Below are 24,846 nucleotides of genomic sequence, written 5' to 3'. Positions count from 1 at the left end.
GGAGTCATCGATTCAGGACTCGCTCGTCCCGTCGCTCGTGCCGGCTCGCGCGGCGGCTACGGCTCGGCCCCGCTCGGACGCGGGGAAGCGGTCGAGCATCGCGCGCACCTCGTCGGCGCTCACGTCGGCGCCGAACAACTCGCTGCCCGGCTCGAGTCGTACCCCCTCGGCGAGAGGTCCGGCGACGACCGGGTCGAAGCCGAGGGCGTCCACCAGGGACGCGACCGGAGCGAGGTCGGTCTCGTCGTCACCGGCGATCGCGATGGCCTTGCGGCCGGCCGCGCCGGACGGCCGCGCCTCGTCCTCAAGGTCGTGGTAACCCATGTGGTTGAACGCCTTGACGACCCGCGAGCCGGAGAGGAACGCCTGGACGATCTCGCTGGACGAGGTGCGCGGGTCGGTCAGGTCGTCGCGGATGCCGTCCACCTCCCACCAGTAGTTCATGGCGTCGACCACGAGCTTGCCGCGCAACGCCTCGGCGGGGAGCGCCCGGTACTTGCCCAGCGGGAGGGCGAGGATGACGATGTCGGCGTCGGCCACGGCGTCGGCCGCGGTGGTCGCCACCGCCCCAGGCGTGAGGACCTCGACGGTCAGCGCGATCTTCGCCGGGTCACCGGAGCCGGCGACGAGCACCCGGTAGCCGGCGGCGAGCGCGAGCCGGGCGAGTACGGTGCCCACCTTGCCGGCGCCGAGGATGGCGAGGGTCAGGGGTCGGTCGGGGCCGCTGTCGAACATGTCGTCCTTCCAGAGGGTGTCGGCCGGCGGGTCAGCCGGCCAGGATGTCGCGGACCATGGGGATCACCCGGGAGCCGTACAGCTCCACGGCACGCATCCGGGCGCTCACGGGCTGCGCGCCGGCGGTGTAGATGAGGTCGAACCGGCCGACGTCCACGCTGCGGACGGCGTCCGCGATCCGGCGGGCCACCGTCTCGGGCGAGCCGATGTAGAGCGAGCCGTGTTCGACCTCGGAGTCGAACTCCGTACGGCGGATCGGTGGCCAGCCCCGCAGCGCGCCGATCCGGTCCCGCATGACCCGGTAGTGCGGCCAGTACAGCTCCTTGGCCTCCTCGTCGGTGTCGGCGACGAAGCCGGGAGAGTGCATCCCGACCGGGTGCGCGGTGGTGCCGAGTTGGTCGGCCGCCCGACGGTAGAGGTCGATGTAGGGCGCGAAACGCTGGGGAGCGCCGCCGATGATGGCGAGCATGAGCGGCAGGCCGTACCGGGCGGTGCGCACCACCGACTGCGGTGAGCCGCCCACGCCCACCCAGGTGGTGAGGTGCCCCGACTCCGTCTTGGGGAAGACGTCGGCGTCCTTGAGCGGCGCCCGGGTGGTGCCGCTCCAGGTGACCGGCTGCTCGTCGAGCAGCTTCGCGAACAGCTCGATCCGCTCCTCGAACAGCACGTCGTAGTCGGCCAGGTCGTAGCCGAACAGGGGGAAGGACTCGGTGAACGAGCCCCGGCCGAGGATGACCTCGGCCCGGCCGTGTGACAGGGCGTCGACCGTGGCGAAACGCTGGAACACCCGGACCGGGTCGTCCGAGCTCAGCACCGTCACGCCGGAGGACAGTCGGATCCGCGAGGTGCGGGTGGCGATGCCCGCCAGCACCGTCTCCGGCGTCGACACCGAGTACTCCGGACGGTGGTGCTCGCCGAGGGCGATGACGTCGACGCCGAGGTCGTCGGCCAGCACCGCCTCGTCGACGACCTGCCGGATCGCGGCGGCGTGCGACACGGGCTTGCCGGAGTCGTCCTCCGGTACGTCACCGAAGGTGTCCAGGCCGAACACGAGATCAGACATTGGTGGGCTCCTTCGCCAACAGCTCCCGGACCCGCGGCGCGACCTCGCTGCCCAGCAGCTCGATGGTGCGCGCCCGTGCCTCGCGAGGCAGGTGCATGATGTCGTACTTCAGGTCGAACCGACTCAGCCGCAGGTCGCGGGCCATCGTGGCGATCTTGCGGGCGACCGTCTCCGGTGAGCCGACGAACAGCGCCCCGTGGTCGATCTCGGCCTCGTAGCGCGCGCGGTCCGGTTTGTAGAAGCCGCGCTCCTCGGCGAGCCGCGCCACGGTCGGCTGCCAGTACCGCCACCAGGTCTCCACCGCCTCCTCGTCGGTGTCCGCGACGAGGCCGAGCGAGTGCTGACCGACCGGTTGCGTCGGCTGCCCGAACTGTTCGAGCGCCTGGTGGTAGAGGTCGACGTGGCCGGCGAACCGCTGGGGACGCCCCCCGATGATCGCGAGCATGAGGGGTAGCCCGTAACGGGCGGCGCGGACCACCGAGTTGGGGCTCCCGCCGACGCCGATCCAGGTCGGAATTCCGCCCGGCCCCATCCGTGGATGCAGTCGCTGGGCGACCAGGGGGCTGCGTACCGTTCCGGACCAGGTGACCGTCTCCTCGCGCTGGAGCCGTAGGAAAAGGTCCAGCTTCTCCTCGAACAACCGCTCGTAGTCCGCCAGGTCGTAGCCGAACAGCGGGAACGACTCGGTGGCCGATGCCCGACCGAGGACCAGTTGGGCGCGGCCGTTGCTCACCGCGTCGAGGGTGGCGAACTCGTGGTAGAGCCGTACCGGATCGTTCGTGCTGAGCACCGTGACCGAGGTACCGAGGCGGATCCGCTCGGTCGCCGTCGCGATCGCCGCGAGGAGGACGGGTGTGGCCGAGTCGTTGTGGCCCTCCCGGTAGTGCTCACCCACGCTGAACACGTCGAGCCCGACCGACTCCGCGAGCCGGGCCTCGTCCACGAGCAGTCGTACGGTTTCGGCGTCGTTCAGGACCCGGTCGCCGTCGGTGGCCACCTCGCCGAACGAGTTGAGCCCCAGTTCGAAGCCTTCCGCCGTCATGTCTCCTCCTCGGCGATCCTCGCCGTCGACCCGTGGGAAGTGATCTTCCCGGTTGACGTGTCAATGATGCTAACCTGCTGATTGACGCGTCAATTCCCCGGGAGAACCACATGACGAGCGCCACACCCGAGCGGCGGAGGGGCCGCCAGCTGCCGACCGCGGAGGAGCTGCGGATCTGGCGGGACTTCGTCGAGACGACGGAGGCGCTCACCTCCCGGGTCGCGGCACGCCTCCAACTCGACTCTTCCCTCTCGTCGGGGGACTACGCCGTCCTGCTCGCCCTCACCGAGGCGCCGGACCAGCGGATGCGCTCGTCCGCCCTGGCCGCACACATCGGGTGGGAACGGAGCCGACTCTCGCACCACCTGGGGCGGATGGAACGGCGCGGGCTCATTCGTCGCGAGGAGTGCGCGACAGTGCCCCGTGGGGCGGAGGTGCACCTCACCCCGAGCGGGGCGGAGGCATTCGCGCAGGCCACCTTCCCGCACCTGCGCACCATCCGTGAGCTGTTCGTCGACGCTCTCACACCGGACCAGCTCCGCGCGGCCGGCGACCTCGCGGGGGCGTTGCGCGAGCACCTCGGGCCGCGGCACGAGGAGTAGGCGCCGGCCCGCATGCGACGCCACCAACCGGGTACGCCGCTGCGGCCCCACACGCCGGCCGCGTAGCCAGGAGGAGCACCGACATGTCGATCGCGGGGCGGGTACGACTGCCACCGACCGTCTCCCTGGTGCTGCTCGCGTCGATCCTGGTGTCGTTCCTGGCCGCGTCGGCGGCGCCGACCCCGCTCTACGGGATCTACCAGGAGCGCTGGCACTTCTCGCCGGTCACCACGACCCTGGTGTTCGCCGTCTACGCGCTCGCGGTGCTGGCGTCGCTGCTCACCTTCGGCAGGCTGTCCGATCATGTCGGGCGGCGTCCGGTGCTTGCCGTCGCGATCGCCGTACAGATCCTCTCGCTTGTGGTCTTCGTCCTCGCCAACGGCGTACCCGCGTTGCTGACCGCCCGCCTCGTGCAGGGGCTCGCGGCCGGGGCCGCCACGGGTGCCGTCGGCGCCGCCATGCTCGACATCGACCGTGCCCGCGGCACGCTTGCGAACTCGATCGCCCCCGGCCTCGGCACCGGCAGCGGCGCGCTGCTCTCGGCGCTGCTCATCCGCTACCTGCCCGCGCCGACGAGGCTCGTGTACGTCGTCCTCATCGTGGTCCTGCTGATCCAGGCCGTCGGGGTCGCCCTGATGCCGGAGACGGTCACGCCGATGGCGGGCGCCCGACAGAGCCTGCGGCCGGAGGTCAGGCTGCCCCGCTCCGTACGCGGGCCGGTGCTGGTGGTCGTTCCGGTGCTGTTCGCGGTCTGGGCGCTGGCCGGCTTCTTCGGAGCGCTCGGCCCGGCACTCGTCCGCAGTCTCATGGACACGTCGATCGTTGTCGCCGGTCTGGTTCTCTTCGTCTTCGCCCTCTTCGGATCGGTCGCCGTCCTGGTGCTGCGCAACACCGCGGCGCGGACCGTGATCCTGACCGGGATCGTCGCCCTCATCCTGGGCATGGTCGTCACGGTGGTGTCGGTCATGGCCCAGTCCGTGCCCGGGTTCTTCGTCGGCCTCGCGCTCGGCGGCGTCGGCTTCGGTGGCGGGTTCCAGGGCAGTCTCAAGACGATCATGCCGCTGGTCGAGGCGCACGAACGCGCGAGCGTGCTGTCGCTGCTCTACGTCGTCTGCTACGTCGGCTTCGGCCTTCCCACGGTGATCGCCGGCTTCCTCGTGGTCTACGCCGGCGGCCTGCCGCAGACCGCAGACGAGTACTCCGTCGCCGTCATCCTCCTCGCCCTCGTCGCCCTGTTCGGGGTGCGCAGGGCGACGAGGGCGGCATCCGGCTGATGCCGCGAACGCCGCACCCGCCGCCGACGCAGGACGTAGCGTGGTGATCACCGACGGCGGTGTCCGCACCCAATCCAGGAGGTCGCGATGAGCCCGAAGGCCGGTCAGGACGACACGAGCGCCACGCCGAGTGTCGGCAGCCTCGACGTGAAGGTCGAGGTCATCGTCATCCCGGTGTCGGACGTCGACCGCGCGAAGCGGTTCTACCAGGGCCTCGGGTGGCGACTCGACCAGACGCCGCCCGGCATCGTCCAGTTCACGCCGCACGGCTCCGCGTGCTCGGTGCAGTTCGGCGCGCAGCTCACGTCGGCGACGCCCGGTTCGGCAGTGGCGTACCTGGTCGTGTCCGACATCGCGGCGGTCCGCGACGCGCTGGTCTCCGCCGGCGTCGACGTGGGCGGCGTCTTCCACGTCACGCCGGACGGGCCGGCCGACGGTCCGGACCCCGAGCGGCGCAGCTACGTCTCGCGCGCCACGTTCCGCGATCCGGACGGCAACACCTGGCTCCTCCAGGAGATCACGACCCGGCTGCCGGGGCGTGTCGAGGGCGGCCTGACGTCGTACGGGTCCGCGAGCGACCTGGCGAGCGCGCTGCGGCGCGCGGCCGCCGCCCACGGTAAGCACGAGGAGCGCACCGGTGAACGGGACGACAACTGGCCCGACTGGTACGCGGCCTACCTGGTGAGCGAGCAGTCGGGGGCGACGCCGCCCGAGTGAACCCGTCGAGGGTCGCCTGACCGCCCGTCGAGGCCGACGTGGTGGCGCTGCCGCCTCCATGAGCGCCGCCGACAATTCGTCTGATGTATTGGCGGACCTGTCGGCGGCGCTGCCGCTGTGTGGCCGGTCGGGGGTGTCCGGAACCGTCGGCATTGCTCATCTGTGTCTGTCGGCGAGCGTCGCATGTAGCCGGTGATCCTCCCGGCGATCGACCGTTGCCTATTGCGTGACACCGGAGTAATCTTCCCGAAACACATCAGACGTTTGGTCGTCTGAGGGGTCTGCCAACGACCTGCGCAGCGAGGTCGGTGCCACCGCGCGGATCCGCAATCGGGGGTCGTCGTTGTCGCGTTCGGGTGGCCGGATCGGTCACCGTTTGGAGGATCGATGTCAGACCTGACCCGGCGGCAGGCCCTCAAGATCGGCGCAGCCGGCGCGGGTGGCGCCATGCTGCCGCTGCCCTGGACGGCGACCGCGCGAGCCGACTCCGTCGCGCCGCCGCAGGTGCTGGCCGCCGGTGACCTCGCCCTCTGGTACGACGAGGGCGCCGGCACCGACTGGCTCCGGGCGCTGCCGATCGGCAACGGCCGCCTCGGCGCGATGGTGTTCGGCAACGTCGACACGGAACGACTTCAGCTCAACGAGGACACGGTGTGGGCCGGCGGCCCGCACGACCCCAGCAACACCCGGGGCGCGGCGGCGCTGGCGGAGATCCGGCGGCTGGTGAACGCGAACCAGTGGACGCAGGCCCAGGACCTCATCAACCAGACCATGATGGGCAACCCCGGCGGGCAGTTGGCCTACCAGACCGTCGGCAACCTCCGGCTCGCCTTCGGATCCGCAAGCGGCGCGTCCCAGCACAACCGGACGCTCGACCTCACCACCGCCACGACCACGACGTCGTACGTCCTCAATGGCATCCGTTACCAGCGCGAGGTCTTCGCCAGCGCGCCGGACCAGGTCATCGCGATGCGACTGACCGCCGACCGCAGCAACTCGATCAGCTTCACCGCCACCTTCGACAGTCCGCAGCGCACGACGGTGTCCAGCCCGGACGGCGCCACGATCGGCCTCGACGGTGTCTCCGGGAACATGGAGGGCGTCACCGGGCAGGTCCGTTTCCTGGCCCTGGCCAATGCCACCGTCAGCGGGGGCACCGTGTCCAGCTCCGGTGGCACCCTGCGGGTCACCAACGCGACGAGCGTGACGGTGCTCGTCTCGATCGGCTCCAGCTACGTCAACTACCGCAACGTCGGCGGCGACTACGGGGGCATCGCGCGACAGCGCCTCAGCGCCGCCCGGGCCAGCAGCTACGACCAGCTGCGCAGCCGGCACGTGGCCGACTACCAGGCGCTGTTCGGCCGGGTCACCCTCGACCTGGGCCGCACCTCGGCGGCCGACCAGACGACGGACGTCCGGATCGCGCAGCACAACAGCGTCAACGACCCGCAGTTCTCCGCGCTGCTGTTCCAGTTCGGCCGGTACCTGCTGATCTCCTCGTCGCGGCCGGGCACTCAGCCGGCGAACCTCCAGGGCATCTGGAACGACTCGCTGGCCCCCTCCTGGGACTCGAAGTACACGATCAACGCCAACCTGCCGATGAACTACTGGCCGGCCAACACGACGAACCTGGCCGAGTGTCACAACCCGGTGTTCGACCTGGTCAGAGACCTCGCCGTCACCGGAACGCGGACGGCCCAGGTGCAGTACGGCGCCGCCAGTGGCTGGGTCACCCACCACAACACCGACGCCTGGCGGGCCACCGCGGTCGTGGACGGCGCGTTCTGGGGCATGTGGCAGACCGGCGGCGCCTGGCTGTCCACGCTGATCTGGGACCACTACCTGTTCAACGGCGACATCGAGTTCCTGCGGACGAACTACCCGGCCATGAAGGGCGCCGCGCAGTTCTTCCTGAACACCCTGGTGACCGAGCCGACCCTCGGCTACCTGGTCACCAACCCGTCGAACTCGCCGGAGCTCAGCCACCACGCGAACGCCAGCGTGTGCGCCGGCCCCACGATGGACAACCAGATCCTGCGGGACCTGTTCGACGCCTGCGCCCGCGCGAGCGAGATCCTCGACGTGGACAGCACCTTCCGGGCCCAGGTTCGCGCCACCCGGGACCGGCTCCCTCCCATGAAGGTCGGCTCGCGCGGCAACATCATGGAGTGGCTCTACGACTGGGTGGAGACCGAGCCCAACCACAGGCACATCTCGCACCTGTACGGGCTCGCGCCGAGCAACCAGATCACCAAGCGCGGCACCCCGCAGTTGTTCGAGGCCGCCCGCCGGACGCTGGCGCTGCGCGGCGACGACGGCACCGGCTGGTCGCTGGCCTGGAAAATCAACTTCTGGGCGCGGATGGAGGAGGGCAAGCGGGCCCACGACCTGATCCGCTACCTGGCCACCACCGCCCGACTCGCGCCGAACATGTTCGACCTGCACCCGCCCTTCCAGATCGACGGCAACTTCGGCGCCACCGCCGGCATCGCCGAGATGCTGCTGCAGAGCCACGCCGGCGAGTTGCACATCCTGCCCGCGCTGCCGCCGGCTTGGCCGAGCGGGCGGGTGGCCGGCCTGCGGGGTCGCGGCGGGCACACGGTCAGCATCACGTGGAGCAATGGGCTGGCCAGCGAGGTGCTGCTCCGTCCGGATCGCGCCGGCACCGTCCGCCTGCGCGGTCGGCTCTTCACCGGCACCGTCACGATCGTCGACACCGCCGACGGTACGGCCGCGCGGACCGCCCGGATCGAGACCGACCTCATCGAGGCCACCGTGCAGGCCGGGCGCACCTACCGGGCCACCAGTTCGGGGGGCACCACCAGCCCGACGCTTGAGCAGAGCTTCAGCAACGTCGGCATCACCAGCGACAGCAACACAAACGTCGGCAACTTCGACGGCGGCGGGGCGTCGCTCTCGGCGCAGGCCCTGGCGGCCGCCGGTGCCAGTCCGGGCGGCACGGTGAGCCGCAACGGCATCACCTTCCGCTGGCCCAACGTCAGCTCCGGGGCCGCCGACAACGCCATCGCCTCGGGCCAGACGATAAGCGTGACCGGCACCGGCAGCACGCTCGGCTTCCTGCTGACGGGCACCTATGGCGCCCCGTCGGGCACCGGCACGGTGGTCTACGCCGACGGCACCCGCCAGACGTTCACGCTGAGCACGCCCGACTGGTACGGCGGGCCCAGTTCCGCGGGGACCGCCGCCATCGTGTCCGCGTACCAGAACCGGCCCAACAACCAGCGGCAGAACACCGCCGCCTGCATCTACTACGTGGGTGTCGCGTTGCAGAACAAGGCGGTCGCCTCGGTGGTGCTGCCCAACATCAGCGCCCGGCCGGCGGCGAACGTGGTGACCATGCACATCTTCGCCATCGCCATCGGGGGCTGACGGCAACGAATCCTGCTCGGGGGAGCACGACCGGGCCCGTCCCCACCAGGGACGGGCCCGGTCGCGCCTTCCGGTCGAGCTGCTCGACCCGGGCCGGCTCAGGGCGGGTCGGCAATGATGCGCGCGAGAGTGCGTCGGCCCATCAGACTCATGGCGGCGTTGGTCCGGTGGTAATACCACACCACCCCCATTGCCTGCTGGAAGGCCCACGCTCTGCCGCGCTCCCATTCCAGATCGTCGCAGCCGAGTTGCTGCCGAAATGCCTGACGTGGCTCGCGTTCCAGCAGGTGCCAGGCACCGACGAGGTCAAGGGCGGGGTCGGCAGGCCCCAGTCCGCCCACGTCGAGTACCCCGGCCAGCCGCCCGCCGGAGACGAGGACGTTTCCCGGAATGAGATCACCATGGTTCATCCTGTCCGGGGCTTCGCCCCGCGGCAGTTCCCTCATGACCTCCCAGATGCGGCGGAGCAGCGGGACGTCCAGCAGCGTCTCGCTGCGCCCGAAGCAGGTTTCCATCCACCCGTCGTGCGCCGGTAGCTCGCCACCGCGACCCTGGCCGGTGAACGTGCGTCCCCGTGTGTCGATGGCTCGCACGCCGCTGACGAACTCGGCCAGATCGTGCGCGAACGCGACGGAGTCGCCCGGGTCGTTATCGGTGGCTACGACACCGGGTACCCACGTCTGTACCGACCACGGAAGCGGATAGCCGGCGCCGGGTTCACCGATGGCGACCGGCTCGGGGGTGGGAAATCGTGTACGACCCATCAGTTCTCGGGCCGCTTCCGCTTCGCGTTCCAGCCAGCCCTGAACCGCGTCGACCTCACCGGGCTGAAGGGGGAACCGGGCCGTGAACCGTTCCCCGATACGGAAGATGGCGTTGACCGTTCCCTGCGAAGCGACGCGCCGGAGAGGCAGGCTCCGCCACTCGGGGAACTGCGCGGCCACCAGCTCACGCACCGCGTCGAGTGAGACGGTGAGCTGGCCATCGTGCATCGGCACATCCGGCGACACAGATGGGCGGTGGGAAGAGGCTGACACGACAATCATCCTTGGTCAGGTGTTCTGGACGGCGACTGTGGTTCGAGGGTGGCCGGTGGCAGGGCTCGATGCCAGGTGGCGGGCAAGAGCGATCGCGGCGAGGAGCGCCAGGACCGCGCATACGCCCAGCCACCCGAAGTGGGCGTAGGCGCGGGCTCCGAGCCAGGAGCCGAGGCTGCCGCCGAGGTAGGCACAGGTCATGTAGGCGGTGTTGAGTCTGCTCCGGGCTTCCGGCCGTAGGGCGTAGATGCGTACCTGGTTGGCGACCATGCCGGACTGCATTCCGACGTCGAGCAGCAACGTGCCGAGCGCCAGTGCCGCGAGGCCTCCCGCCCCGCCGAGACCGGCGAACGCGAGGACGACGGCCGAGGCGATGACCCCGAGCAGGCAGGCCAGATTCACCGCGTCGCTGCCCCTACGGTCCACCTGCCGTCCGGCGACCGGGGTGCACAGCATTGTCGCCGCGTTGACAAGTGCGAGCGTTCCGACCGCCGGTGCGCCCAAGTCGTATGTGGGGCCGGTGAGCAGCAGCGCGACGGCGGTCCAGACCGCGGAGAAACCGGCGAAGACCGTCGCCTGGTAGAAGCAGGAGCGGCGCAGGTCGGCCTCGGTGCGCAGCAGGCGCAGCGACTCGGCCAGCAGCGCCGGGTACCGGTGCCCGGACGGCGGACGTGTCGTCGGCAGTACGCGGACCATGACCACGGCGATGAACAGCACGGACGCCGCCGCCGTCAGGTAGGGGGCCCGCCATCCGAACCAGTCGCCGATGGTGCCCGCGACGGTGCGGGACAACAGCATGCCAGCGATGGAGCCGCTCAGCAGGGTGCCGCTGACCACGCCGCGCTTGTCGTCGGCGACGAGGCCGGCCGCCATGGGGCCGATGATCGGCGCGACAACCGTCGTGACCCCGACGAGGGCGCTCGCGCCGACGAGCGGCGGCAGCGCGGGTGCGGCGCTCGCGGCGAGCAGGCCCAGCCCGGTGAGGCCGAGCAGGGTGACGATCAGCGGGCGGTGCGGGAGCCGGTCGCCGAGCGGCACCAACAGGAAGATCCCGGCGGCGTAGCCGAACTGCACCGCGGTCACCACCAGGGCGGCCGAGTCGGCGCTGATGTGCAGGCTGGCGGCGACCAGCGGGCTGGTCGTCTGGGGGAAGTAGATGTTTCCGACGGCGACCCCGCAGGTGAGGGCGAGGAGCACCAGCAGCCTGCGGCTCATTGGCGAACCGCCTGTGCCAAAGCGTCGATCACGTCAGTCCACCGGCCCGCCGGCGACGTAGACGACCTGGCCGGAGACGAACCCGGCTTCGGGGCTGACCAGGTACGACGCGGTGTGCGCGATGTCCTCGGGCTGGCCGACCCGGCGCACCGGGATGGTCTGCGCCACGATCCGCTGGTGCTCCTCGAAGCCGCGGCCCCGCCGCTGGGCCCCGACCCTGGTCATGTCACTGACCACGAAGCCCGGTCCGATGGCGTTCGCCGTCACGCCGTGCTGTCCGAGCCGCAGCGCGAGCGACTTGGTGAAGCCGATCAGACCGGCCTTCGCGGCGGCGTAGTCGACGCGGCTGGCCACCCCGGCGCCGATGCCCCGTGCCGCACCCGTGACGATCGCCGTGCGCCGAATGGCCTGGTCTGTGATGTTGATCTGCGTCATGCCGGATAGTCCACGGCACGTGGCGGCGATCGCCAACCGATGTAGCGTGCAGCTTAATGATCAGCTTCGTGCTCAGCGTCGAGGACCTCGCGGACACCCGCTTCGCGATCTCGCCGATCTACCAGACCGTGCTCAGCCTGCGGGTACTGCGCGAGCCCGGCTTGTACGCGTTGCACCTGCCGTGGCGCAGGTCGGTTCTCGGCAGACTCGATGCGCCCGGTGCCGACCTGCTGATGTCCCTGGTCGGGCCAGACCGCGCCGTTGCGGATTTCCTGACGCCCCGGCCGACGGAGTTCGCCGTGACCTTCGAAGAAGAGTTGACCGCCGTACGCCGGACGCCTCCGGATGTCGTTCGCCGCGACGTGTTGGCCGTGTACCCACGTGGCCGGCTTCCGGACATCTTGCAGGGGATCACCGCGGACGACGACGCTCCTGTCCTCGTACTCCGCGATGCCATCTGTGACCACCTGCAGCGTTACTGGGAGATCGCGATCAGGCCGACCTGGCCGCAGATGCGACTCGTCCTGGAAGCAGACATGACCTACCGCGCCCGACAACTGGCCGTTGGAGGCGCGCGCCTGCTCTTCGCCGACATGCACCCGAACCTGCGCTGGCAGGACGGCGTCCTGCACATCGACAAGATGATCGGCAGGCACCATGTCGCGGCAGCCGGCCGAGGACTTCTGCTGGTGCCGTCCGTGTTCTCCTACAAGCCCGCCCCGCCAGTCAGCCCGCAGGAACCGCCAGTGCTGGCATACCCCTGCCGTGGAGTAGCAACGCTCTGGGCGCCGACACCGACCGCCGACGCGACCGCCGTCACATTGCTCCTCGGCGCGCCCAGAGCGCGACTGCTCCACCTCCTTGCCGAACCGCTACCGACCGTGGAGATCGCCCGCCGGCTCACAGTCACACCCAGCGCCGTGTCCCAACACCTGAAGGTCCTCCACGCGACAGGCCTGATCACTCGCGCCCGCGACGGACGGCACGTGCTGTACCGGCGCAGCCCTCTTGGTGACCAGGTGGTCGGCCAGTCGGCGGAGCAGTGATCCCAGGCCCGTCTTGAGTGAGGACCTACTCGTCTAGCGGATGCGCTCCCCGCGGCTCTCGATCCGGAAGTGGTCGAAGGCGACGTCGAGGTCGGTGGAGGTGCCGGCCCGGTTGAAGGCCAGCAACCCGGCCTTCGTCGTTTCGACGTTCAGCGTCGTGGAGCCGATGTAGCGGTAGACGCTCCCGTCGCGGGAGTAGTAGGCGCGGTAGCTGTCCCCGATCTTGGTCAGTCGCAGCCAGACGGCGCCGTCGGCCCCGACGATCCGCTGGGCGTCCGCGCCGGTGATCTCCACGGTCGACGTCGTGCCGTTCTGCTCGCGGAGGAAGACGAGCCGGACCTTGTTGACGGCCGCGGTCGCGCTACCCATCTCCCAGGCGAGCTTCACGTAGTTGTTGTCGTCGGCGTACCCGATGACACCGCCCTGTTCGTTGTTGGTGGTCAGCGGGCGGGAGAAGACGACCTTGGAGTCGGCCGTCCAGTCACCGTCGACGTCCTGGAGGGCCAGGTTCTTCGCGGTGTTGGTGCTGCCCTGGAGGTCACCCTGCTGCGCGGTGATGACGAGCGACCCGTCGGTCAGACGGCGGCTGTCTTCGTCCGGCCGGACCCACTGCCACTGCGGGCCGAGCGGAGCCGAGTCGAACTCGTCGCTGCCGGTGCTGGTGGTGTTCAGATCCACCGTGTAGACCGACGAGGCTCCGCCGTTGGTGACGGTGACCCGCGCCTGCCCGGTGGGGCTGGTCGCCTGCTCGACTGCGACCGTGGCGGCGGTGTCAGCGGCGCTGGCGGTGACCGTCGGGACGGTCGTGGTGCCGGCCGCCGTGAGGGCGTTGTACCGCAGCACCGTCGGCGCGAAGGACGCCAGGCGCTTGCCGTCGACGCGCAGAGCCGTCAGCGTCGTGTCGGGCACCAGGTTGAAGACGTAGTTCTTCACGAGCGGGCCGAAGAAGCTCTCCGTCGTGACCTTGACGACCGCCTGCCCGGGGACGCTCGCCGCCTGGGAGACGATCTGATGGCGCGCCTTCCGGTCGGCCGTCCGCACCTTCGTGATGGTGGGAGAGCCCCCGGCGCGAACCGGGATGGTGTACGACGTGTCGGACAGGTTGAAGCCGCCGAACTCCCTGCCGTTCACCACGATCTTCGCCGAGAGGGGCGCGTCGTCGACCGGAATGGCCCGCCCGCTGAACTCCTTCCAGTAGTTCACCGACGTGTCCCGCCAGTCGGCGGCGTCCCTCTCGTGGACGGCCAGCTTGGCGCGGACCTCCGCGAACCGTCGTGCGTCGATGTCGGCCTGGAGCGTCTCCCAGGTCTCGCGCATCCAGGTCACGTACTGCACGCCCATCTGGTAGCGGTAGACCAGCTCGTCCCAGAACGGTCGGCCGCTGTCCATCCGATGGCCCCACGGCACGTGGTGGAACCACATCAGCAGGTTCTCCGGCACCGAACCGATGTCCCCGTACCGCCGCTGGAGCCGGGGGAAGTACTGGGCGGCGAGATTGCTGCCGGTGGGGGAGCGGTCGTAGCCGAGTCCGACGCTGTCGGCCTGGTTGTAGTAGACCGGGCTCCAATCGTCGCGGCCTGCCCAGTCGGCCGGGTCGGGCCGGTAGTGGGCGCCCTCGGCGAACTGGTGGCCGATGCCCAGCGGCGTCTGGTAGCTCACCAGCGCCTCCCACGACCCCATCATCATCTTGCGGATGGTGTCGACGACACGCCTGTCGTTGCCCCAGGTCATCCGGACCCAGTCCGTCGCGACGTCCGCCGAGTCGAGCGTCCAGTCCCACGCCTGGCGGCCGAAGGCGAAGAGGTTGGCCTGGGCGAAGTGGTGCCCGGTCAGGTTGTCGGCGTTGCCGAGGTTGGCGACACCCACGATGGCGGTGTCCGGATGGTGCTGAGCCGTCCCGTCGACGATGTTGCCGACCAGGCGCTCCTTCAGCAGCTTCCCGTTCGCGTCGGTCGCGTACGTGTCGGTCTTGAGGATCTCCTCGTACATCGGGCCGAGGTAGGTGAGCATCCAGTTCTGGCCCGTGTACTCCTGGGTGATCTGGAGTTCCAGGGCCTGGTTGGTGTTCTCCATCCGGCCGAACATCGGGTGGATGGGCTCCCGGGCCTGGAAGTCCAGTGGCCCGTTCTTGGTCTGCAGGAACACGTTGTCGGCGAAGCGCCCCCTGCTGCCGTCCGGTTGGACCTCGTCGTCGATCGGCCCGAACTCCAGGTAGGCCCGCTTGAGCCGGTCGTTGTCCACCTCGGCGTTGTAGACGAACGTCCGCCAGTGGACCGTCATCCCGAGTGGCGCGACCGCCGCGCCGATGGCGTTGGCGCCGTCGCCGTGGTCGTACCCGAAGTCCTGCGGCCCGGGCTGGCCCTCCGAGTTGGCCTTCACGGTGAAGCCCATGAAGTCCGGGATGGCGGCCTGGATCTGCTGCGCCCGGCGGTGCCACCAACCCCGGAATTCGGTGCCGTACGGGTCGAGTTGGCTGTTGGTCAACGTGTCCGGTGCGAACCGGGTGTCGGTGGGGGCGGTGTAGCGGATCGACAGCCCCAGCTTGATGCCGTACGGGCGCAGCGCGTCGGCGAGGGCCGCCTCCTGCGCGATCCGGGCGCTCGTCAGGTACGCGTTGTCGGCGTTGACGTTGTTGATGGTGATGCCGTTGATGCCCAGCGACGCCAACGCGCGTGCCATGACGACGTAGCGGTCGAGAATGACGGGCAGGTTGGCGCTGGCGCTCGCCCCGGTCGCCGCGAAGTTGAAGATCGCCCCGCTCTCGCCGTTCAACCCGCCCAGGCCGGAGGCGTTGTTGCCGGCGTAGAGGCGCTCGGTCTCCCAGTTGTTCAGCAGTCGATGCTTGATCTTCGGGGACTCCGCGACACGGAGATGGTCGACTGGTTTCTGCGTCTGCATCAGTCGCAGGAAGGCGTAGGTCCCGTAGAGCGCGCCGAGGTCGGTGTTGCCGGCGACGACGGTGAACCGGTCCTTGCCGCGCGACAGTGAGCGGACGAGGTAGCCCTCGTCGCCGACCCGGGCCAGGTCACGTGTCGAGACGAGGTGACGCACCAGGGGCGAGCTTGCCGGCGTGCCGACCACGACCGCACCATCCGGGATCCGGTCGCCGCTGACAGCCGTCACGGGGGTCGCCCGGTCGAGGAGCCCGCCCAGGCCGCGCACCAGTTCGTCCCGGGCCGCGCCGAGCGTGGACTCGGCCAGCTTCTCGGCGGAGCCGGGCGCCATGGCGAGGTCGGTCGTGTGCCGGTGGACCGGATTGGCGTCGGCGTTCTCGACCACGATCGTCGTGACCGTACGGCGGTAGTCGCGCAGCAGCTTCGCGTCGCTGACCGGCACGTATCGCAACCACAGGTCGGAGCCGCCGTAGTCGTCCGGCGACTCGGCGGCGGTGGCGGGCGTGGTGGCGACGGCGAGGGTGGCCGCGACCGTGGCGAGCGCCGTGCCGAGCACGATGAGGACTCGCCGCAGCCTGGGCACCGGACCTCGGTTCATTGCCTTCTCCTCTGTTGTCCGACGGGGACGTCGATCGGGACGTCGCACGGACGCAGTGACATGGCTGAATGGAAGGTGCGCCGATCGTGTCCGGGGTGTCGCAGGCTGGGCAAGGAGTTGTCGTTTCTTGTCGCGCGCGCCCTCACCACAGGTGCGGCGCCGGGCTGGGCGCGGGCCGCTGTCGCACCCAGGGCGATCGAGCCCGACCCGGGCTCGGGTTGCGGGCGGCCGTCGAGTGGCGGACGACGAGGCGTACCGGAAGGACCATCGGTCGACCGGTGTGCCCGGGCGCCCCCTCGATCATCGTGAGCAGGTGTCGGGTCGCGGCCGAACCCTCCGCGTAGAGGGGTGCCGCGACGGTGGTCAACCCGGGTGTGACGATGTCGGCCGCGACGATGTTGTCGAAACCCACGATGCTGACGTCGCCCGGGATGTCGACGCCCCGCTGACCGAGACCGCGGATGAGGCCGATCGCCATCTGGTCGTTGAAGGCGAGGACGGCGGTCGCCGGCCGAGCGCACAACTCCTCGGCGGCCCGCTCGCCGCCCGCGATGGTCGGGCTGAAGGGGCCGATCTGGCGTACCTTGATCTCCAGCTCCATGCCGGCCTCGAGCAGCGACCGCCACCGGATGCCGTTCGGCCAGGAGGCCTCCGGCCCGGCGACGTACGTGATGTGGTCGTGCCCCAGCTCACCAAGGTGTTCGACGGCCCGCCGCACACCCCGGGGGTTGTCCGTAACGACGCAGGGCACGTCGGCGATGGCGCGGTTGAGGACGACCACCGGCCGCTGCTTGGCGAACATCCGGATGGCCGAGTCGGACATCCGGCTGCTGGCCAGCACGATGCCGTCGACAGTCGACATGGTCCGTTCGATCGCCACCCGTTCCAGTCGGTCGGACTCCTGGGCGTCGATCAGCACCGTGGTGTATTCGCCGTCGGTCGCGGCCTCCTGCGCACCGCGCACGATCTCGGCGTACACCGGGTTGGTGATGTCGGCGATGACGAGCGCGATCATGTGCGTGCGGGACGTGCTGAGGGTGCGTGCCAGCGGGCTGGTCCGATAGCCCAGCCGCTCCGCGACCTGCCGGACCCGCTCCGCGGTCTCGGAGTTGACGCGGCTCGGCCTGGAGAAGGCGCGGGACACCGTGGACGGTGAGACGTCGGCTTCGTTCGCGACGTCGTAGATCGTGACCCTCTTGTCGGGCGGCCTGGTGTGGTCGGGCATCTGCATGCTCCTCCCGGCTACGCGCCGTGATCATGGTATGACGGCGGTGAGTGTTCGGCAATCGCCTCGCAACAAACCAGTGCCACGAACGCATTCGCGCGAGGCAATACATGGCAACCCATTGCCGTCGCGTCACGCCGGCTGCCTCAATCAGCGGAGACGACACCTGGCGGAGGGAACAGCTCATGGGTATGACGCGGCGCGGCGCTCTCCTGGTCACGGCATCGTCGGTCATCGTGGGCGCGGTCGGGTGCGGGGCACCGGACGGTCCCGGCAAGTCCACCGGCGACACCACGGGCGAGGTGCCGCAGCGGCCCGGCCGGGCCGTGACGCTCAACGTCCTCGACGTTGCCGGCAACCTCCAGCTGACCCAGGGGATGATCGACGACTTCGTCGCCAAGAACCCCGACATGATCTCCCGGGTTACCTATTCGAAGGCGCCGGCGCCGGAGCTGGCCGGCAAGATCAAGGCTCAGCAGGGCGCGAACCGGGTGGACATCGGCCTCGTGCTGACCGGCGTCGACGGGCTGGCGGCGGGGATCGAACAGGGGCTCTGGCTCGACCTGTTGCCGACGTTCCAGGACCGCCTCGGCGGCATGCGCGACTACCTCGAACCGGCCGCCGCCATGCAGAAGCTCGCCGGCAACTCCGGCGTCACGGTCACCTACTACCCGTCCGGCCCGCTGCTGGAATATCTGCCGGCCCGCCTGGCCACGCCGCCGACCGACGCGCAGGCCCTGCTCGACTGGGCCAGGGCCAACCCCAGAAAGTTCCAGTACGCCCGACCGGCCAACTCCGGCCCCGGTCGAACGTTCCTGATGGGGCTGCCGTACATCCTCGGCGACGCCAATCCCAAGGACCCCAGCGCGGGGTGGGACAAGACCTGGGCCTTCCTCAAGGAGCTGGGCCAGTATGTGGACTACTATCCGTCCGGCACCACCGAGACGATGAAGAACCTCGCCAACGGCACGGCGCACCTGATCGTCAGCACGACCGGTTGGGACATCAACCCCCGAGTGTTGGGCACGGTGCCGAAGGAAGCCAGGATCACCCCGATCGACGGCTTCCACTGGGTCACCGACGCGCACTACGCGGTGCTGCCCAAGGGCGTCTCGACCGACACCCAGGCGGCGGTGCTGGCCCTGCTGGCGTTCATGCTCACTCCCGAGCAGCAGGCCAAGGCGTACGACGAGGGCTACTTCTACCCGGGCCCGGCGGTGAAGGACGTCGGGCTCGCCTCGGCGCCGCAGAAGAGCCAGGACGCGATCCGGGAGTTCGGCCGCCCCGAGTACGACGCGCTGATCGCCGGGAATCCCACCGAGGTGCCACTCGACGCGAAGAGCCTCGTTGCCGCGTTCAACCGCTGGGACCGCGAGATCGGCGGCGGGAAGGTCAAGCAGGGATGAGCGCCTTCTCCCAGCTGCGGTTGGACGGGGTGTCCCGTCGGTTCGGCGGCCAGGACGCGCTCACCGACCTGGACCTCACCATCGAGACGGGTGAGTTCATCGCCCTGCTCGGCCCGTCCGGCTGCGGCAAGTCGACGGCCCTGAACTGCCTGGCCGGGCTCCTGCCGTTGACCCGGGGGAGCATCTGGCAGGACGAGCGGCGGATCGACACGCTGCCACCGGAGCGCCGGGGGTTCGGCATGGTGTTCCAGAGCTACGCCCTCTTCCCGCACCTGACGGTGCGGGCGAACATCGCCTTCGGACTGCGCATGCGGCGACTGCCGAAGGAGGAGACGCGTCGGCGTACGGCGGAGGCGGTGCGGCTGGTGCGGCTCGAGGACCACGTCGACAAGCTGCCCGGTCAGCTGTCCGGTGGTCAGCAGCAACGCGTCGCCATCGCCCGCGCCGTCGTGTTCGAGCCGTCGCTGGTCCTGATGGACGAGCCGTTGAGCAACCTCGACGCCAAACTGCGGCTGGAGATGCGGACCGAGATTCGCCGGCTGCACCAGTCGCTGGGGCTCACCACCGTCTACGTCACCCACGACCAGGAGGAGGCGCTCTCCCTGGCCGACCGGCTGGTGGTGCTGCGGGAGGGGCGGGTGCAGCAGATCGGGTCACCGCGCGAGCTGCACACCCGCCCGGCGAACTGGCACGTCGCCGACTTCATGGGCTACCGGAACCTGTGGCGGGGCCGGGTGGCGCGGCGCGACGGCAGCCGGGCCACTGTGGAGTCGTCCGGTCAACGTCTGCTCGGCGAGGCCGTCGGCGATTTTGCCGACCACGCGGACGTGGTGGTCGCGGTACGCCCGGAGGACATCCGTGTCGACGGCGCCGGGGAGACCTCCAACGCGCTGTCGGCGACCATCGAGGTGGTGGAATATCAGGGCCGCGAGTTGGCGGCCGAGGCGCGTACCGACACGGGCCAGTCGCTGCACCTGCGTACCGAGCAGCGGATCGCGCCGGGTGACCAGGTCAAGCTCGCCATCGACCCGCAGCGGCTGCTGGTCTATCCCGCCGGCGCGACAGCGGAGACCGACCGCCTCGCGGACACCCCGGCGGCGACACGGTGAGCGCCGCCGGGCCCGGCCGACCGTCGGCGCACTGGCGACACCGACTCGCCGAACGGGGCATCGATCGCCAGCTCATCCTGTTGGTCCCGGCGCTGGTCTTCGTCATCGCCCTGTTTCTCTACCCGTTCTTCTACGGGCTGTCGCTCTCGTTCCAGCCGACCGACGGCGGACCGTTCAGCGACTACGCCAGGTTCTTCTCCGACGCCTACGAGCGGGGCACGATCTGGATCACGCTGCGGATCGCGCTGCCCGCCGCGCTCCTGAACGTCCTCGCCGCCGTGCCGATCGCGTACCGGATGCGCGGCCGGTTCCGGGGCAAGCGGTTGGTCACCACGCTGCTGGTCGTGCCGATCACCCTCGGCACCGTCCTCACCGCCCAGGGGCTGCTGAACTTCCTCGGCCCGACCGGTTGGTTCAACCGGATCCTGCTCGCCACGCACCTCGTCGACGAGCCGGTGCGGCTGACCCACAACTACTGGGGCGTGTTCTTCTCGCTGGTGATCACCGGCTTTCCGTTCGCGTTCCTGCTGGTGCTCTCCTACCTCTCCGGGATCGACCCCACCCTGGAACGAGCGGCCGCGACGTTGGGGGCCGACTGGCGTCGCCGGTTCACGCGGATCACCCTCCCGCTGCTGATGCCGGGTCTGGCCACCACCTTCTGCCTGACGTTCGTGCTGGCGTTCAGCGTGTTCCCGTCGGCCGTCCTGGTCGGCAACCCGGCAGGTGAGACGCGGGTCATCTCCCTCGCGGCCTACCAGGCGGCGTACGAGCAGTACGACTACCCGTACGCGTCGGCTATCGCAATGATCATGGGATTCGTCGAGTTGGTCGTCATCGCGGTCGTGCTGGCCGCGCGCAGCCGGTTCTACACCGGCGCCACCGGAGGCAAGGGCTGATGGCTTCGATCACCCAGGCGCCACCCGCCCGACCCCCCGCCACCGACGACAGGCGTCGGCGCGTCACCGCGCGGCCGGCCGCCTGGATCGTGTGGGGCGTCGTCATCTTCTTCTTCCTCAACCTGCTGGGCGTCGTGGCATCCGTGCTGGTCAGCTCGTTCGGCAGGCGCTGGTTCGACACCTGGCTCCCGGACGGCTACACCACGAGCTGGTACGGCCGGGCCTGGGACGAGTTCGCGCTCCTGCAGGTCATCGTCGTGACGCTTGAGGTCTCCGTACTCGTCGTGGGCCTCTCGCTGCTGATCGGTGTGCCGGCGGCCTACGTCCTCGCACGGCGGTCCTTCCCCGGCAAGCGGCTGATCTTCCTGGTGTTCCTGCTGCCCATCCTCATGCCCCCGATCACGTACGGCATCCCGCTGGCGACGGTCCTCTACAAGTTCGGGTTGGCCGGGAACATGTCCGGGGTCGTGCTCGCCAACCTCGTACCGTCGGTGCCCTTCGTCATTCTGACCATGACCCCGTTCATCGAGCAGATCGACCCGCGCATCGAGAGCGCCGCGCGCATGTGCGGCGCGGGTCTGCGCACGGTGTTCGTCCGGGTCCTCACGCCGTTGCTCGTGCCGGGCATCCTCGCCTCCGCGATCCTCGTCCTCGTCCGGACCGTCGGCATGTTCGAGCTGACCTTCCTGACTGCGGGCCCCGACTCGCAGACCCTCGTGGTGGCGCTCTACTACTCGATGTCCGCGTCCGGGATCAGGGCCCAGCAGTCGGTGGACGCCATGGCGGTCATCTACACCTCGATGATGCTGGTCCTGCTGGTCGTCGCACTGCGCTACGTGAATCCGACCCAGCTCGTGGCCCAGGTCAAGGAGGACCCCGAGCACTGACGCCCGGCGACCGGCCCGGTCAACCGCCCACCACGTCGCGGGACGCCGTGGTGGCCCGCCAACCGACCCCCGGCCCGGCCGCCACCTCGTCGAGGATCTCTCCCACGCGGTCCACGACCGCGTGGAGTGCGGGCAGTTTCGCGCGTAGGCCGCGATAGGTCGTGGCGAGGACCGGGTCGACCGCGACCGGCCTGGTGCGGGCGCCCTCGGGATCGAGCAGGGTGACGGCCCCCTTGAGGTCGGCGGCGAGGCCGATGGCGAAGAGCCCGAGCGCGGCCGCGCCGAGGGCGGCGTCGTCGTCCTCGCCCGCCACCTGGGTCGGACAGTCCAGGACCGCGGCCATCACCGCACGCCACAGTGGATGGCGAAAGGCGCGGCCGGTCAGCCGAACGCTGCTGACCGGCGTGAGCTCGGCCAGGCGGTCACGGACGCCGCCGAGGTGCAGGCACACACCCTCCAGCGCGGCGCGCACCAGGTGACCTCGGGAGTGCTCGCTCCGCAAGCCCAGATACGCGCCCGGCGGGCCAGAACCGGCAGCCGGCGTCGGGCCGGCCAGCAGGTAGGGCAGCATCACCAGGCCGTCGCTGCCGGGGGGAACCCGTTCGGCGAGAGCCAGGAGCTCGGGCGCGGCGAGCTGGTCATCGGACGCCGGGCGCCTGTCGGGTTCGAGGGCGCTGCCGGCCCACCGCACGACGTTGCCGCCGTTGTCGACCGTCGCGCCGACCACCCACTCGTCCTCGGTCAGCGCCGCACAGGAGAAGGTCTCCGCCGGGTCGACGAGCGGAGCCGCGACGACCGTCCGCAGGGCCCCGGTGGCCGCGAGCGTCAGACCGGCGACGGTGCTGTCGATCGCCGCCGCGCCCAGGCTGCTCGACGGACCGTCAGCCGCGCCGACGACGACAGGTGTGCCGGACGGCAGGCCGACCGCCTGCCCGGCCGCCGAGGAGAGCCGCAGCACGCCCGTCGTGGGCAGGACCGGGGGCAGTTGGTTGCCGGACACCCCGACGAGGTCGAGTACGCCCGCGCTCCACACCCGCCGATGGACGTCGAACATGCCGGTGCCGGACGCCGTCGACAGCTCGGTCACCAACGTCCCGGTCAACCGATGCACCAGGTAGTCCTTCAGGCCGATCCACCACCGCGTCGCGCTGCAGAGGTACGGTTCGTGGCGGGCGAACCAGATGAGCTTGCAGAGCGGGCTTCCCGGGTGCACGGGCGTGCCGGTGACCCTGTGCAGCTCCCGGCTCTGACCAGAGACCCGCAGGTCGTGGGCCACCTCCGCGGACCGCGTGTCACGCCCGGTCAGCAGCGGCGTCACCGGGCTGAGTGTCGCGTCCAGCCCGATCACGCCGTACCTGGGGGAGCTGACCGCGAGGGCGACGACCTCCGCCCCGGCGGCGTCGGAGACACACGCGGACACCGCCGCCAGGGTGGCCGCCACCAGCACGTCGGGGTCCTGTACCTGCCAGCCGGGCAGCGGTTGGAGCAGCGGGTACGCGTGTGTCCGGACGTGTCGGGCGGAGCCGTCCAGCGCGAACGCGCCCGCCCGCACGGCGGTGGTGCCGACGTCGACCCCGAGGATGACACGACGCTCCGGCCCCATGAGCACATGGTCGGGCGGTGTTCGGCGGGCCGGCAAGCGGTTGCGCGCAGTTGTCGTCTCGCGTCGTCGGTGGTGGCGGGTTCGAATCTGGTGTTGGCGTCGCCGGCGCCACGCCACGCCGGTCAGGCAGATCATCGCGCCGGCTGGAGGAGGATCGTGACGTCCGTCCGTTCAGCCGGGGTCGGCGCAGAGTTGGGAGGTCAAGGCGGTTCGGGCCCATTCTTCCCAGGCGTCCGGTGACCAGTCGCGGTCGCGGACGAAGATCAGGTAGAGCTGCGGACTGAGTAGGCCGAACAGCAGGTCCGCCGCCATCTCGACGGAGAGGCCGGGACGGGTGTCGGGCTTGCCGACCAGAGCTTCGGCCGCTGCGTACTGCACTGTGTAACGCGGGTCGGGGCCGTCGGGCCACTGCACGGCGATCTCAGGGTCGGTGGCCGCGGCAGCCGCGATCAGCGGCATGATCGGGGCGACCCGGCCCAGGATTTCGCGGGTGCCGTGGACGTGCGCGCGCAACTGCCCGGCTGCGGTGGGTTCGGCGCACGCGGCGCGGAACCATTCACGATCCATTGTGGCGATCGGCTCAGTGTCCCCGGCGATGGACGTATCGACGACGTCCTTGAACAGCGTGCGCTTGTTGCGGAAGACGAAGTAGACCGTCTGGACGGCCACGCCCGCCCGGTCCGCGACCTCCTGCAGGCTCGTCGCCCCGTAACCCTGCGCGACGAACAGCTCGCGAGCCGCCTCGACGACCTTTTCACGGGTGCGGCGTGAGCGCTCGGCTCGCTTGTCCGGCCGCTTGACCTTGTCCATATTGCGAGCCTATCTTTAGAGCTGAACACTAGAGTCCAACTCTAAATTCTTGGAGGACGTCATGGGCCGACCCAACGCCACCCAGAAGCCAGGACCGGACCTGGCCTCAGTCCAGCGAGACCCGGAGGAGGAGGCCGTCCACCGCGCGCTGGAGGGCTACTACCGCGCCGGCAAGCCGCCGTGGGACACCGGCGTGACGCCACCCGAGCTGGTCGACCTGGTGGAGGGCCACGGGGCGCTGCCGCCCGGCCGCGCCCTCGAGCTCGGCTGCGGCACAGGGACCAACGCCACCTACCTCGCACGGCACGGCTGGGAGGTGGCGGCCGTCGACCTGATCGACCGCGCCGTCGACCAGGCCAGGGAGAAGGCCGCGGCGGCGGGAGTGGCGGTACGGGTGCTGCACGGAGACGCCACCCGCCTCGACGAGCTGAACGTGCCGGGCCCCTTCGACCTGTTCTTCGACCTGAGCTGCTACTGCGGGGTTCCGCTACACCGCCGCGACGCCTACGCCGCCGGGCTCACCCACCGCGCCGCTCCCGGAGCACTGTTGCTGATGTTCGGGTACGGCCCCGAGCCGCTCGGCAATCCGACCACCGAGATCACGTCGTGGGCGGCAGGCGTCACCGCCGACGAGCTCCGCGCCAGATTCCCCGGCTGGGAACTGCTCGACGTCACACCGGGCACCAATTCCGTGCCCACCTTCTGGTTCACGCTGCGCCGCGACGCCTAGCCTGAGCCGTATCGGCGAATGACGACCCCTCAGCTCGCGGACGGCGGGCGGCAGTCGCGGCGGGTCGTCCATGGCCCCTGTTTCAGCAAAGCCCTCGTGGGACGGCGGCAATGTCAATGCGTCGGCCCCACC

The 24,846-nt window shown here is 70.2% G+C and carries 20 protein-coding genes; 10 read left to right on the top strand and 10 right to left on the bottom strand.

Annotated elements, in window-relative coordinates; genetic code table 11:
• Positions 1–12: 12 nt before the first annotated feature.
• The 3 genes from MILUP08_RS22230 to MILUP08_RS22220 are packed head-to-tail and all read right to left on the bottom strand — an operon-like array spanning position 13 to position 2,840.
• Complete coding sequence (locus tag MILUP08_RS22230) at positions 13–735, bottom strand: NADPH-dependent F420 reductase (protein ID WP_007461796.1); 723 nt, start codon at positions 733–735, stop codon at positions 13–15.
• A gap of 31 nt (positions 736–766) precedes the next feature.
• Positions 767–1,798: an LLM class flavin-dependent oxidoreductase gene (locus MILUP08_RS22225; protein ID WP_007461794.1), complete on the bottom strand. Its 1,032-nt coding sequence runs from the start codon at positions 1,796–1,798 to the stop codon at positions 767–769.
• Positions 1,791–2,840, bottom strand: coding sequence for an LLM class flavin-dependent oxidoreductase (locus MILUP08_RS22220; RefSeq protein ID WP_007461792.1), 1,050 nt, complete (start codon positions 2,838–2,840; stop codon positions 1,791–1,793). The genes MILUP08_RS22225 and MILUP08_RS22220 overlap by 8 nt, the downstream gene beginning before the upstream one ends.
• A gap of 110 nt (positions 2,841–2,950) precedes the next feature.
• On the opposite strand from MILUP08_RS22220, the gene MILUP08_RS22215 reads away from it, so the two are divergent.
• From MILUP08_RS22215 to MILUP08_RS22200, 4 genes are all read left to right on the top strand, one after another.
• Positions 2,951–3,442 (top strand): MarR family winged helix-turn-helix transcriptional regulator, encoded by a 492-nt coding sequence (locus MILUP08_RS22215; RefSeq protein ID WP_007461789.1) that lies wholly within the window; start codon positions 2,951–2,953, stop codon positions 3,440–3,442.
• A gap of 83 nt (positions 3,443–3,525) precedes the next feature.
• A complete protein-coding gene (locus MILUP08_RS22210; protein ID WP_007461787.1) occupies positions 3,526–4,716 on the top strand; it encodes an MFS transporter in 1,191 nt (396 codons plus the stop codon).
• A gap of 87 nt (positions 4,717–4,803) precedes the next feature.
• The gene (locus tag MILUP08_RS22205; protein ID WP_007461784.1) at positions 4,804–5,433 is read left to right on the top strand and encodes a VOC family protein; all 630 of its coding nucleotides are present in this window, start codon (positions 4,804–4,806) and stop codon (positions 5,431–5,433) included.
• Between the two features lie 387 nt (positions 5,434–5,820).
• On the top strand, positions 5,821–8,823 hold the full coding sequence (locus MILUP08_RS22200; RefSeq protein ID WP_007461782.1) for a glycoside hydrolase family 95 protein: 3,003 nt from the start codon (positions 5,821–5,823) through the stop codon (positions 8,821–8,823).
• A gap of 98 nt (positions 8,824–8,921) precedes the next feature.
• Here MILUP08_RS22200 and MILUP08_RS22195 read toward each other — a convergent pair whose 3' ends face one another.
• The 3 genes from MILUP08_RS22195 to MILUP08_RS22185 are packed head-to-tail and all read right to left on the bottom strand — an operon-like array spanning position 8,922 to position 11,546.
• A complete protein-coding gene (locus MILUP08_RS22195; protein ID WP_007461781.1) occupies positions 8,922–9,815 on the bottom strand; it encodes an aminoglycoside phosphotransferase family protein in 894 nt (297 codons plus the stop codon).
• A gap of 60 nt (positions 9,816–9,875) precedes the next feature.
• On the bottom strand, positions 9,876–11,075 hold the full coding sequence (locus MILUP08_RS22190) for an MFS transporter (protein ID WP_007461779.1): 1,200 nt from the start codon (positions 11,073–11,075) through the stop codon (positions 9,876–9,878).
• A 33-nt stretch (positions 11,076–11,108) separates the two neighbouring features.
• A complete protein-coding gene (locus MILUP08_RS22185; protein ID WP_272944012.1) occupies positions 11,109–11,546 on the bottom strand; it encodes an SDR family oxidoreductase in 438 nt (145 codons plus the stop codon).
• A gap of 20 nt (positions 11,547–11,566) precedes the next feature.
• Here MILUP08_RS22185 and MILUP08_RS22180 point away from each other — a divergent pair, with 20 nt between their 5' ends.
• Positions 11,567–12,556 (top strand): ArsR/SmtB family transcription factor, encoded by a 990-nt coding sequence (locus tag MILUP08_RS22180; protein WP_007461775.1) that lies wholly within the window; start codon positions 11,567–11,569, stop codon positions 12,554–12,556.
• Between the two features lie 33 nt (positions 12,557–12,589).
• Here MILUP08_RS22180 and MILUP08_RS22175 read toward each other — a convergent pair whose 3' ends face one another.
• Entirely contained in the window at positions 12,590–16,048 is a 3,459-nt protein-coding gene (locus MILUP08_RS22175) for an alpha-glucuronidase family glycosyl hydrolase (protein ID WP_007461772.1), read from the bottom strand.
• 142 nt (positions 16,049–16,190) lie between these two features.
• The gene (locus MILUP08_RS22170) at positions 16,191–17,273 is read right to left on the bottom strand and encodes a LacI family DNA-binding transcriptional regulator (protein WP_007461770.1); all 1,083 of its coding nucleotides are present in this window, start codon (positions 17,271–17,273) and stop codon (positions 16,191–16,193) included.
• A 185-nt stretch (positions 17,274–17,458) separates the two neighbouring features.
• On the opposite strand from MILUP08_RS22170, the gene MILUP08_RS22165 reads away from it, so the two are divergent.
• Genes MILUP08_RS22165 through MILUP08_RS22150 form a run of 4 tightly spaced genes read left to right on the top strand, consistent with a single transcriptional unit; the run spans position 17,459 to position 21,571 of the window.
• Positions 17,459–18,679 carry an extracellular solute-binding protein gene (locus MILUP08_RS22165; RefSeq protein WP_007461768.1) on the top strand — a complete coding sequence of 407 codons (1,221 nt, stop codon included), beginning with the start codon at positions 17,459–17,461 and terminating at the stop codon, positions 18,677–18,679.
• Positions 18,676–19,788 carry an ABC transporter ATP-binding protein gene (locus MILUP08_RS22160; protein WP_007461766.1) on the top strand — a complete coding sequence of 371 codons (1,113 nt, stop codon included), beginning with the start codon at positions 18,676–18,678 and terminating at the stop codon, positions 19,786–19,788. Before MILUP08_RS22165 ends, MILUP08_RS22160 begins: the two co-directional genes overlap by 4 nt.
• Positions 19,785–20,684 carry an ABC transporter permease gene (locus tag MILUP08_RS22155; RefSeq protein ID WP_007461764.1) on the top strand — a complete coding sequence of 300 codons (900 nt, stop codon included), beginning with the start codon at positions 19,785–19,787 and terminating at the stop codon, positions 20,682–20,684. Before MILUP08_RS22160 ends, MILUP08_RS22155 begins: the two co-directional genes overlap by 4 nt.
• A complete protein-coding gene (locus MILUP08_RS22150; protein ID WP_007461762.1) occupies positions 20,684–21,571 on the top strand; it encodes an ABC transporter permease in 888 nt (295 codons plus the stop codon). The genes MILUP08_RS22155 and MILUP08_RS22150 overlap by 1 nt, the downstream gene beginning before the upstream one ends.
• Before the next feature lie 19 nt (positions 21,572–21,590).
• Here MILUP08_RS22150 and MILUP08_RS22145 read toward each other — a convergent pair whose 3' ends face one another.
• Together MILUP08_RS22145 and MILUP08_RS22140 are read right to left on the bottom strand one after the other, a co-directional pair.
• Positions 21,591–23,174, bottom strand: a complete 1,584-nt coding sequence (locus MILUP08_RS22145; RefSeq protein ID WP_007461759.1) for a pentulose/hexulose kinase — start codon at positions 23,172–23,174, stop codon at positions 21,591–21,593.
• Between the two features lie 171 nt (positions 23,175–23,345).
• Complete coding sequence (locus tag MILUP08_RS22140) at positions 23,346–23,984, bottom strand: TetR/AcrR family transcriptional regulator (RefSeq protein WP_007461757.1); 639 nt, start codon at positions 23,982–23,984, stop codon at positions 23,346–23,348.
• Between the two features lie 61 nt (positions 23,985–24,045).
• Between MILUP08_RS22140 and MILUP08_RS33935 the strand changes: the two genes are divergently transcribed.
• Positions 24,046–24,714, top strand: coding sequence for a class I SAM-dependent methyltransferase (locus MILUP08_RS33935; RefSeq protein ID WP_007461753.1), 669 nt, complete (start codon positions 24,046–24,048; stop codon positions 24,712–24,714).
• The last annotated feature ends 132 nt before the right edge of the window (positions 24,715–24,846 follow it).

The organism is Micromonospora lupini str. Lupac 08, assembly GCF_000297395.2.
GTDB classification, from domain to species: Bacteria; Actinomycetota; Actinomycetes; order Mycobacteriales; family Micromonosporaceae; genus Micromonospora; species Micromonospora lupini.
The sequence above is the reverse complement of the archived record's forward strand: the minus strand, read 5'-3'. Positions and strand labels throughout refer to the sequence as shown.